Genomic DNA, 11,403 nt, shown 5'->3' on the forward strand with positions numbered 1-11,403 from the left:
TTGCGCGCGCGTATCCGCGCTGCCGGTCTTGTGGGGCAAGTCCGGGCGCGGGTCGACTCTGATTACATGCTAGAAGCGGGTGTTAGCGCCTATTTGCCGTCATGGCGAGGGGGTAGGTGTCGGGAAGCTGCGGATTGCAGCTCGGGTGTAATCATTTGCCTCGCTAGAACGAGGACACCCAATCGTCGTCGCGGTCCCAGTTGCCGGTGATTAACGCCTTTAGGTGCTGGGCTGGTAGATCGTTTAGCACCGGTGGCCGAACGTGCAGGTGCTCGCAGATGGCCGAGACGACGCGATGGCAGCCTCGTATATAGGCCTCTATTTCTTGTGCGGTAACACCGGCCTTCTTGAACGAGTCGCTATAGCTTTGCTGTCGAGATCGGTGGCCAATGGCGTTGTTGCGGATAATCGCGATCTTTTTATGTGTCTCTACGATAGTTGCTAGGTCGCATTCCAATCCAGTTTCTTTGGCTATTTTTCCGAGATGGGTAGCATCTCTCGGCTTATCCAACATCGCATGACAATGAATTATCATGGAACAAAACTGAGCGTGGGAGTCAAAGCAATAAAATTCGCTGTGCTCTTGCATCCTGTCCAGTAGGCCGGCCCGCGTTTCGGCACCCTCGTAAAGCCACCAGCATGTGTAGAAGATGTAAGCTCGTTCAACGAGCTTTTTCAGGTTTTCCACTCGCTCTTCTAGGGGCAATAATTCGCCGGATCTCTTAACCATCACCCCAAACTCAAATCCCGCCAGAGCTGGGGCTGCAAGGTCTCGTCCCGGCGCCTTACCCGGTCGGAAATCATCCAGAAGGCCCGCTCGTGCAGCAGGGGCACGTTGCACTGGTACTCCAGGAACACCGCTTCGGCCTCGCGGTGAACGGCGATGCGTTCAGAGCGCGAGACACGTCCGCGCGCCTCTTCCATCAGCTGCGCGAAGCGATTCCGGCCCGGCCCGGACCAGCCGGTATCATCGGCAAATCCGCCCGGTGCGAACGGCTCCAGCATGAAGTCCGGCTCCGATTTCAGACCCCGGTTGAAATAGCCCAGCGTCATGTCGAACTCGCCGCCCGCGACCGCCTGATTGATATCATGCGGGTAGGAGGAGAGGATTTCGATATCGAGGCCCGCATTGCGCAGATCATCGGCGATGGCAATCGCGATGCGCTCCCGGCTTCCGGACGATACCCGCAAGACCAGCCGCAGCGGATTGTCCGGCCCGTATCCGGCCTCGGCCAGCAGCGCGCGGGCGGCATCGGCGTCAGCTCCCGGCGCGGTCTGCCCGTTTTCCCCCAGCGCCTGCGCGGTGATCACATGAATGGTGGGCGTGGCCTCGCCGCTGAAGAAGTTCTCCGCCAGGAATTGCCGGTCTACGGCTAGCGACAGGGCACGGCGCACGCGCACATCATCGAGGCCTGGGCGCCGGTGATTGAGCTTGAGATAGGTCAGGATCGGAGCATCAAAGCCGTGCAGCCGGTCGCCGATCTCGCGGCGCAGAAAGCCGATCTGTTCAGGTGGCGGCCGGTCGGCCAGGTCCAGATCACCGGCGCGGAACAGGCGCGCCCGCGTGGCCTCGTCCTCCACTACATCGACGCGGATGCTTTCGATGGAGACGCTACCGGCGGCATGAAAGCGCGGGTTTTTCACCAGCAGATAGGTCAAGGCGCTGGCCTGGCGCAGGGTGTATGGCCCGGCGCTGACCCAGTTTTCAGGGCGCACCCAACGATCCCCGCGCGCTTCCACCACATGCCGGGGCAGGGGGTAAAACTCGCGCATCAACACGGGAAATGCGCCGACAGGCGTATCCAGCTCAAAAAGGATGGTGCGCGCGTCGATGGCAGTAACCCCGATCTCGCTGGCCGGTGCCCGCCCGGCAAGGGCGTCGCGGGCGCCGCGCACAGCGAAGAAATCGCCCAGATTGGCAAAGCCGGTGCGGGGGTCTACCGCACGCTGTGCCGTCCACACCACGTCGTCAGCCGTCAGCGGCATGCCGTCGGACCATTGCAGGCCGTCCGCCAGCCGGAAGCGCCAGATGCGCCCGTCTTCAGACCGCCAGCTCTGTGCAAGGCCCGGGGCCAGCCCGCCGGACGGGCTGTACTCGGTCAGCGGCGCGTGAAGCTGCTTGTAGAGCAGGGCGGAGGACGCAAACTGGCCTTTCAGCGGATCAAGACTGTCCGGCTCGGTGTCGATGGCGACGCGCAGAAGACCATTGTCCTGGCCTCCGCGCGGCGTGCAGGCCGCAATAGCCAGCGCACTGGCACTGGCCGCGCCGCCGAGAAGTGTCCGCCGTGAGAGCGGCAGAAGGATTCGATTGCTCATGCCCGCAGTTTTGCGGGCTGGAACCGGCTCTGGCAATGCCTACCAGCGCGCGCGGATCGCCGCCCAGCCAAGGCCTTCAGATGGCGCATTGGCAACATGGCCCGGCTGGTCAGTAAAACGCGCGGCGAAGGTGACGTCGACGCGATCGGTCAGATCGCGCCGCCAGGATGCCTCCAGCGACATTTCCCGGCCAGAGGGCGAGAGCGAAGCGGTTCGCTCCTCGTAGACATAGGCGTAGTCCTCATCCAGCCCGACGGGCACCATCACGCTGACCGCGCCGCGCTCTATCCGTAGCGGCTGGTTCAGGGTCAATCCGAACTGGCCTCCGGCAAGCGGGCGTTCAGCGCCCACGCTCCACGCGCTGGCACTGATATCGCGCGTCATCGCAATACCGTCGGGAAGGCTGGCATCGGCGCTAGCCTGCTCGAAGCGCGCAGACGCCTGCCAGCCACCGCCTGCCGGTCCAGACCACATCCAGGCAATGAAGCGGGTATCGGTTTCGTCCCGGCCGCCAAACCGGCTGGCCAGCGGCCCGCCCAGTGCGCGGAACGCTTCCTGAGAACTGCCGGTTTCAAACCCGAGCGTGTGACCACGGTGGTTCAGGTGAAAGCCTGCTGCCGAAAACGAACCCAGCCCGGAGCTGGACGTGCGGGCCGAAAAGCCCAGCATTCCTGTATCAAAGCGCACTGACGACCATTGCTGGCTGCCCGTGAGCCCTGCCACTGCGCCCGATGCCGGGGTGCGTGACAGGACCGAGCCACCAGCCATCCGCACGGGGGCTTCAGCGGTAAAACCGCGCCCGGCTGCCAGAGATAGCCCGCCCTCGCTATAGCGGAACGAGATGTCAGGCTGGCTCGCATAGGTTTCGGCGGGCAGATTGGCCAGTACGTGCGGCCGGTCAGGCTGTATCCGCAGACTGACGTTGGCCGGCCCCATTTGCATGCCGCTCACGCGCGCCAGCGCGTTTTCTGCAGCCGTCTCGAAGGCGCCCAGCGCGCTGTCACCACGGGTGCGGGGCGCTGCCAGCTCGAAACTGAAGGCGCGGCCGTAGCGATCTTCCAGAAGGGCGCCGTCAAGAAGACCGTCTGCCCATATCCAGTCACCACCGGCGCCACCGGGGTCGTCGAGGAGTACATCCACCGGAACGGGTGCTGCCGCAGTCCCGGCGAACGCCACGCTGGTCGTGCCGACCGGCTGGAAGGCCGCTTCAAGGTCGACAAGGCCCATGCCGTATTCGGCATCCGGACCCGGCGCGCCCAGATCCAGTGCCGTGTCGAACAATATCTGGAGCGCATCATTGCCGCTCAGGTTGGGAAACGCATCGATCAGAAGGGCTAGCGCGCCTGCGACATGCGGTGCTGCGAACGACGTGCCGGAGTAGAGCACATAGCGGGGCTCGCCCTCATCATTGTTGAGAAACGGCGTGAGAATCCGGCGCCCGGGAGCCGAGAGAAAACGCGTTTCAGCGCCCAGCGCGCCGTTGGAGAATTCCGCCCGGTCGCCATTTTCATCCACCGCGCCTACGGCAACGGCAAAGCCGCGCGCTCCGGGATCGTTCACGAAATTGGCAGGGTAGGAGGGAAAATCTGTGGGAGGTGTGTCGGCGTCTTCGCGATTGCCTGACGAGATGACGAGAAACACGCCGGCATCGGCCGCTCGCCGCATGGCGGCATAGGTCTGGGTCCGGTTGTCATTGCTGCCCGGTGACCGTCCCAGTGACATGTTGATCACACGCGCGCCGTTGGCCACCGCATAATCGATCGCGCTGGCGGTATTGCTGTCACTGAACCGGCATCCTTCGCCTCCGTCTTCCTCGCAGCTGCCCGGATTATCGGTCCGGAGGGCCAGGATGGTCGCCTCGAACGCGACACCGTGACCGCGGACATTGTTGCGCGCTGCCGCGATCACTCCAGCGACGCCGGTTCCATGGCCGTCCGTATCTTCCACCCCCCGGCTGCCAGCGATGTCGCGGCTTGCGGGGGAGATTCTGCCGGTAAATTCCGGATGGGTCTGGTTGATGCCCGAATCTATGACGGCAACCGTTATGCCGGCGCCGGTGGCGCCAAAGGCATAGGCGGTCGAAGCGTTGATGAGGCCCAGCCCGTACTGTGCGTTGTACTCCGCCGTCTCGAAATCAACCGGATTGCCCGGGGGTGGCGGCGGCGGTGGAGGGGGTGGAGGGGGAGGTGGCGGCGGCGGGGGAGGCAAGGGTGATGGGGAAGGGGTCACGCTGGGGCTTCCGCCGCCGCCGCCACAGCCCGAAAGGCCGATCGATACAGCGGCAAAAACCGTGACAAGCAGAACGCTGCGCCGGACCATGCCGACCCCTCCTCAAGCTTCTGACCCGTCCCTGACCGGAATAATAGACCGGAAATCGCGGGATGGAAAACAGGCTGGGGCAGGCTGGCTTAACGGGCCGTCAATCGCCAGACAGGCGGCCTACGAACTGATCGAACACGCCAAAGGAGTCCTGAGGTCCCGGGCTGGCTTCGGGGTGGTGCTGCACCGACATGACCGGCTTGTCCTTCAGACGGAAGCCACAATTGGTCCCGTCGAACAGCGAGACATGCGTTTCCTCGGCATTGTCGGGCAGGCTGTCGCGGTCCACCGCAAAGCCGTGATTCATGGAGACGATCTCCACCTGGCCTGACAGGATGTTTTTCACCGGATGGTTTGCGCCGTGATGTCCGTGGGTCATCTTCGCCGTCCGCGCGCCAATGGCAAGTGCCAGCATCTGGTGGCCGAGGCAGATGCCAAGCGTTGGCACGCCCGCCTCGATGATGCCGCGAATGGTGGCCAGTGCATATTCGCCGGTGGCAGCAGGGTCACCCGGGCCGTTCGATACCACCACGCCCGCCGGCGACAGGGACAGCACGTCTTGTGCACTCGCGGTCCCGCGCACCACTTTCACGCGCGCGCCGGCTCCTGCGAGCCGGCGCAGAATGTTGGCCTTCACGCCATAATCGAGCACCACGACCAGCGGGCCATCGGACGGGCCGATACCCGGCCCGTCCGGCCACACCCAGTCTGATTCCGTCCAGTCGCTGTCTGCGTCGGCCAGCACGTGCCGCGCCAGTTCGGCGCCTTCCATGTCCGGCGCATCAAGGGCGGCCTGGCGCAAGGCGTCCGCATCCAGCTTGCCATCCGGCGAATGGGCAATGGCGGCGATGGGCATGCCCAGCTCGCGGATGCGGGCCGTCAGGGCGCGGGTGTCTACCCCTGTCACGGCCACGATGTTGCGCGCGGTCAGCCATTCGGAAAAACTCTGTTCTGCACGCCAGCTGGCAGGCGGTGTGATGGTGGCGCGGCTGACCATGCCGACGGCGGCCTTGCGCGCACGAACGCTGCTGGCCTCTTCGTCCTGGGCATTGGCGCCGACATTGCCGATATGGGGAAAGGTGAAGCAGACAATCTGGCCCGCATAGGACGGGTCTGCCAGAATTTCCTGATGCCCGGTCATGGCCGTATTGAAGCACAGCTCACCGGCGGCGATGCCGCTTGCGCCGGCGCCTTCCCCCGGGATGATCGTCCCGTCGGCCAGCACGATGGCGCCGGTGGCGCCGTCCAGATCGCTGTCGCGCCAGGGGTTTGCGGTCAGTACTTGATTCCCGGCCCGTTCCATCATATCTCACCGCCTGATTACGCGTGCGCCGCACAACGAAGGGCGGCCTGTGAACAAACGCGCGGACGGTATGTGAGCCTTGCCCCGACGTCAAGCAAGCTAGAAGCCAAAAAAGCAACTCAAAAACAACGGGTTATGCGGCGTCGCTGTAACTCGTGCGAATGGATGAAAAATGTCGCTGCGCGACCAGATTGCTGAAGACCTGAAAAACGCCATGCGGGCCAAGGACGGGCTCAAGCTGAGCACGCTGCGCCTTGTCCAGGCGGCCATCAAGGACCGTGACATTGCTGCGCGGGCCGAGGACCGCTGCCAGGGATGCGGTGAGGGCGAAATCATGGCTCTGCTTCAGAAGCTTGTGAAGCAGCGCGAGGAAAGCGCCGAAACCTACGAGAAAGCGGGCCGGCTGGACCTTGCCGAGCGCGAGCGCGCGGAAGCCGAAATCGTGCGCGCCTATCTGCCCAAGCCCATGTGCGAGCAGGAGATCGAGCAGGCCGCCGAGACGGTTGTGGACGAGCTTGGTGCCACGGGCCTCAAGGACATGGGCAAATGCATGGGCACGCTCAAGCAGCGCTATACCGGCCGCATGGACTTCTCCAAGGCGGGTGAAACGGTCAAGACGCTGCTGCAAAGCCGCGCCTGAGACTGCCCGCCTGCCGATAATGGGCGATGCAGTCCGTTAGCCATGCTAAGGTAAATCATGGCCCTGCCCGACGGTTTTATTGACGAGATAAAAGCGCGCATCCGCCTGTCCGACCTTGTCGGACGGACGGTGGCGTTGCGCCGTCAGGGCAGGGAATTTGCCGGCCTGTCTCCGTTCAAGAAGGAGCGCACGCCCTCCTTTTTCGTCAATGACGAAAAGGGCTTCTACCACTGCTTTTCCAGTCAGAAGAACGGCGATGCCGTCAACTGGCTTCAGGAAACGCAAGGTCTGAGCTTCATGGAGGCGGTAGAGGCGCTCGCAGCCGAGGCCGGGCTTGCCATGCCGGCGCCCGATCCTGAAGCCGCGCGCAAGGACGAGCGCCGCAAGGAGCTGGCCGAGTGGAACGAGCTGGCCCAGCAATACTTCGTGCGGGAGCTGAACGGTCCGCGCGGAGGCGAGGCCCGTGCCTATCTGGAGCGCCGGGGGCTGTCCCCGCGCGACTGGGAGACATTCGGGCTGGGATACGCGCCGGAAATGCGTACCGGCCTGAAGGATGTCCTGGTCAACAAGGGCGCAAAACCTGACGAGCTGGTAACCGCTGGTCTGCTTATCGCACCGGAAGATGGCGGCGCGGCCTTCGACCGCTTCCGCGGCAGGGTGATGTTTCCGATCCACGATCCGCGCGGGCGTCTGGTCGCGTTTGGCGGGCGGGCCCTGTCAAAGGATGCACGCGCCAAATATCTCAACTCGCCGGAGACGCCGCTCTTTCACAAGAGTCATGTCCTTTACCGCTACCCGGAAGCGCGTAGCGCTGCTTCCGATCCCAAGGCTGGCATTCGAGGCCTGATCGTGGCCGAAGGCTATATGGACGTGATCGCGCTGAACCGGGCTGGCCTTGCCCATTCGGTTGCCCCGCTGGGCACGGCTCTCACCGAAGACCAGATACGCCTTTTGTGGCGCGCCGGGCCAGAACCGGTGATCTGTCTTGACGGCGACAGCGCAGGCCAGCGGGCAGCGGGCCTCGCGGCGGACCGTGCCTTGCCACTCCTGGAGCCAGGCAAGACCTTGCGCTTTGTTTTCCTGCCGGACGGGCAGGATCCGGATGACGTGCTGAAAGCCAAGGGGGGCGAGGCGCTGCGTGCGCTAGTTGGCGAAACCCGCTCGCTCGCCGAACTCATCTGGGACCGGGAGTTTGCCGCCGAACCGCTGACCGACCCGGATCGCCGGGCAGGCTTCCGCCGGCGCCTGCGCGCGCTGACGGCAAAGATATCCGATCCTGACGTGCGCGAGGAGTACAAGGCAGAGTTTGACCGGCGCCTCGCCTCTGCCTTCGGCCGCAAGCCCGTTCGTGCCCCCTGGCGCGGACGTCAGAATCCGGGCGGCGTTTCCGACGGCCCGCCAGTGGCCGAAACGCGCAAGCTCGCGCAGACGCGCCGCGCGCCGCCGGCGGTGCGCCACCTGCTGCTTGCTGCCATTGAATGGCCCGAACTTGCAGTCAGTGAGACCGAAACCCTCGCCGAGCTGGACTGCGGTCCGCTTGACAGTCTGCGTGACGCTATTCTAGACGCATGCTCAACTGGTCAGATTGCGGATCATCAGGCCTTGAAGTCCGCTCTGGTCCGGCAGGGGCATCATCCGGTACTTCGCAAGCTGGAGGCTGAACGGGCACCGATGCGGGCGGCCATGGGGGGAGAGGATGCCGGCTCTTCCAGCAGGTTGGACGCTTGGCGGAAAGCGGCGGCTTCCTATATGGAAAGGGTTGAAGAGGAACGCATCCGGGGTGAAGCGCGTCTTCTTGAAAGCGAGGCGCTGGCGCGCGGCGATGCCGCTGAAGTGCACCAGCTGATCGCAGGGTATAAGGCCAGCCGCCGTCGCAGATAGCGCACGGGCGGTCAATTTTGTTTGTGGCAGCCGGTTTTCCGGCAGCCAAGGGAGTTCAAGTCAGGCATGACCAAAGCAGCGACCGAGACGGCTGAAGCAGCCCCGGAAAATCAGGACGGCCCGCTTCTCGATCTCAATGACCTGTCGGTCAAGGCGATGGTGAAGACCGCCAAGAAGCGCGGCTATGTCACCCATGACGAACTCAACAAGGTTCTCCCTTCCGAGGAGTTTTCCTCCGAGCAGATTGAAGACGTACTGTCCCAGCTTTCCGAGATGGGCATCACAGTCGTCGATTCTGAAGACGAGGTTGAAGAGGGCGAAGCGGCAGGCGGCGATGACGAGGACGAGGATGACGGCCGCTCCCGCGCGGTAGCCGCCAAGTCGAAAACCGCCGTCGCCGGTCAGAACACCACATCGGCGCAGGACCGCACCGACGATCCGGTGCGCATGTATCTGCGCGAGATGGGTTCGGTGGAGCTGCTTTCGCGTGAAGGCGAGATTGCCATTGCCAAGCGCATCGAGGCAGGCCGCAACGCGATGATCCGCGGCCTGTGCGAAAGCCCGCTGACCTTTGAAGCCATCATGGTCTGGCGCGAGGAACTGCAGTCCGGCCAGGTGCTGCTGCGCGATATTATCGACCTTGATGCCACCTATGGCGGCGTGCGCGAGGACCATTCGGAAACCGGCGCGCCCGATGCGGGCCGCGGTCCGGCTGCCAATATCCGCGCCCAGGTGCGATCGCGCGCCGAAGAGAGCGAGGAAAAGACCGGCGAAGAGGGAGAAGAGGGCGAGAACACAGCCTCCGAGGAGGAGGATGATGACGATGACGGCGCCAACCTGTCCCTCGCGGCGATGGAGGCCGAGCTGCGCGAAGGCGTCATGGAGACGCTGGACGCCGTAGCTGCTGACTTCACATCCTTCCGCAAGCTGCAGGACAAGCTTGTCGGCCTGCGCATGGAAGGCAAGGACCTCTCCAAGAAGGATCGGGAGACCTATGAGGGCGTGCGCGAAGCCATCGTCGCGAACCTCAACTCGCTGAACCTCAACAACGCCCGTATTGAGGCGCTGGTCGAACAGCTCGACGCCATCAACAAGCGTCTCGTCGTACTGGAAGGCAAGCTCTTGCGTTCGGCCGAGGCGCACGGCGTGCCCCGCCACGAATTCATGCAGGCCTATCAGGGCCATGAGCTGGACCCGAACTGGCTGGACGCGTGGAAAGACAAATCCGCTGCGTGGAAGAAGTTCGCCGAGCGTGAAGAGAAGGAAGCCGCCCAGATCCGCGAGCAGATCGCGGAGCTGGCGCAGGAATCCGGGGTGCCGATCGATGATTTCCGCCGCATCGTCGCGACCGTCCAGAAGGGCGCGCGCGAGGCGCGTATAGCCAAGAAGGAAATGGTCGAGGCAAACCTGCGCCTGGTTATTTCCATCGCCAAGAAATATACCAATCGCGGCCTGCAATTCCTGGATCTGATCCAGGAAGGCAATATCGGCCTGATGAAGGCGGTCGATAAGTTCGAATACCGCCGCGGCTACAAATTTTCCACCTATGCCACCTGGTGGATCCGTCAGGCGATTACCCGCTCCATCGCCGACCAGGCCCGCACGATTCGCATCCCGGTGCACATGATCGAGACGATCAACAAGATCGTGCGCACCAGCCGTCAAATGCTCCACGAGATCGGCCGTGAGCCGACGCCGGAGGAGCTGGCTGAAAAGCTCTCCATGCCGCTGGAAAAAGTGCGCAAGGTGATGAAGATCGCCAAGGAGCCGATCTCGCTCGAAACGCCGATTGGCGATGAGGAAGATTCACACCTCGGCGATTTCATCGAGGACAAGAACGCCGTCCTGCCCATCGATGCGGCGATCCATTCAAACCTGCGCGAGACCACCACGCTGGTGCTTGCCAGCCTCACCCCGCGTGAGGAGCGTGTGCTGCGCATGCGCTTCGGGATCGGCATGAATACCGATCATACGCTGGAGGAAGTGGGTCAGCAATTCTCGGTCACCCGCGAGCGTATCCGCCAGATCGAGGCGAAAGCGCTGCGCAAGCTGAAACACCCCAGCCGCAGCAGGAAACTGCGCAGCTTCCTGGATAGTTAGACCGTCTCCGTTTCCGGTGAAATCTGAACGCCACCGAACATCATTGTTCGGCGGCGTTGTCCATTCGGGCACAATTTGCGGGCAGGCCTGGCCGGCACGCCACGCGGTTGCAGCAAGGCCAGTGTTTTATTGAAAGCAAGGGGATAGCGTCTTGAGCAGCAAGGCACTGGACAGGCTTGCTGGTGCGCTGCAACATATTTTTCTTGAAAAAATGAACGTTGTTCACTTTTCAAACGCCCGTCATAGCCCTATCTTCCCGGTGCAAGTTCAACGCGAAACGCCCGGTCAACAGGGCGCCCATTATTCGGAGACTGACATGTCCTTCAAATTCTCCTCCCCGATCCTGATGACCGCCGCCGCTGCCATGATGGCTGCCGGCCTGTCTGTGGCCAGCGCCTCCTCTGCCGGGGCGCAGGTGTGTGAGCCGGTATTCGTGTCGCAAAGCACGGCGCACCGCTCGGTGCGGGCATCTGTCCAGCGCTTTGACCGTGGCCAGTGGCGTGAGGCGGCTCACTTCGCCAATGAAGCCCTGTCGCGCCGTAATGCCGCTCCGACCATGGCTGCGGCCCGCACCAATCTGTGCGGCGCGCTCGCCAATCTGGGCGATGAGGGTGCGATGGAGGCCTGCAACGCGGCTGTGGAGGCCAATGAAGGCGGCTGGGAAGCGCTGAATAATCGCGGCGCGGCCTACGCGCTCGCTGGGAATTCGGCTGCCGCTGCCGAAGATTTCGCTGCGGCTGCTGCCATCGAAGGCGCTGGCCCGGAAGCGGCCGCCAACGCTGCCAGCTGCCCCTAGAATAACAGGAATTTCCGCTGACCGGGCATAGATCCCCCCGCCCGGAAC

The 11,403-nt window shown here is 63.5% G+C and carries 8 protein-coding genes; 4 read left to right on the plus strand and 4 right to left on the minus strand.

Annotated elements, in window-relative coordinates; genetic code table 11:
• Positions 1-163: 163 nt before the first annotated feature.
• The 4 genes from IEV75_RS06310 to carA all read right to left on the minus strand — a co-directional run bounded on the left by IEV75_RS06310 (position 164) and on the right by carA (position 5,941).
• On the minus strand, positions 164-730 hold the full coding sequence (locus tag IEV75_RS06310) for an AbiU2 domain-containing protein (RefSeq protein ID WP_188451699.1): 567 nt from the start codon (positions 728-730) through the stop codon (positions 164-166).
• The gene (locus IEV75_RS06315; protein WP_188451700.1) at positions 730-2,316 is read right to left on the minus strand and encodes a peptide ABC transporter substrate-binding protein; all 1,587 of its coding nucleotides are present in this window, start codon (positions 2,314-2,316) and stop codon (positions 730-732) included. Before IEV75_RS06315 ends, IEV75_RS06310 begins: the two co-directional genes overlap by 1 nt.
• 39 nt (positions 2,317-2,355) lie before the next feature.
• Positions 2,356-4,635, minus strand: coding sequence for a S8 family peptidase (locus tag IEV75_RS06320; protein WP_188451701.1), 2,280 nt, complete (start codon positions 4,633-4,635; stop codon positions 2,356-2,358).
• A 100-nt stretch (positions 4,636-4,735) separates the two neighbouring features.
• A complete protein-coding gene (gene carA / locus IEV75_RS06325; protein ID WP_233351778.1) occupies positions 4,736-5,941 on the minus strand; it encodes a glutamine-hydrolyzing carbamoyl-phosphate synthase small subunit in 1,206 nt (401 codons plus the stop codon).
• A 169-nt stretch (positions 5,942-6,110) separates the two neighbouring features.
• Between carA and IEV75_RS06330 the strand changes: the two genes are divergently transcribed.
• From IEV75_RS06330 to IEV75_RS06345, 4 genes are all read left to right on the plus strand, one after another.
• Positions 6,111-6,578 carry a GatB/YqeY domain-containing protein gene (locus IEV75_RS06330; RefSeq protein ID WP_188451702.1) on the plus strand — a complete coding sequence of 156 codons (468 nt, stop codon included), beginning with the start codon at positions 6,111-6,113 and terminating at the stop codon, positions 6,576-6,578.
• Positions 6,579-6,635: 57 nt separating this feature from the next.
• Positions 6,636-8,459, plus strand: a complete 1,824-nt coding sequence (dnaG, locus tag IEV75_RS06335) for a DNA primase (protein WP_188451703.1) — start codon at positions 6,636-6,638, stop codon at positions 8,457-8,459.
• Positions 8,460-8,525: 66 nt separating this feature from the next.
• On the plus strand, positions 8,526-10,559 hold the full coding sequence (gene rpoD / locus IEV75_RS06340; protein ID WP_188451704.1) for an RNA polymerase sigma factor RpoD: 2,034 nt from the start codon (positions 8,526-8,528) through the stop codon (positions 10,557-10,559).
• Between the two features lie 316 nt (positions 10,560-10,875).
• The gene (locus IEV75_RS06345) at positions 10,876-11,355 is read left to right on the plus strand and encodes a tetratricopeptide repeat protein (RefSeq protein ID WP_188451705.1); all 480 of its coding nucleotides are present in this window, start codon (positions 10,876-10,878) and stop codon (positions 11,353-11,355) included.
• Positions 11,356-11,403: the final 48 nt, after the last annotated feature.

It is taken from the genome of Glycocaulis albus (assembly GCF_014639075.1).
In the GTDB taxonomy this organism is placed as follows: domain Bacteria; phylum Pseudomonadota; class Alphaproteobacteria; order Caulobacterales; family Maricaulaceae; genus Glycocaulis; species Glycocaulis albus.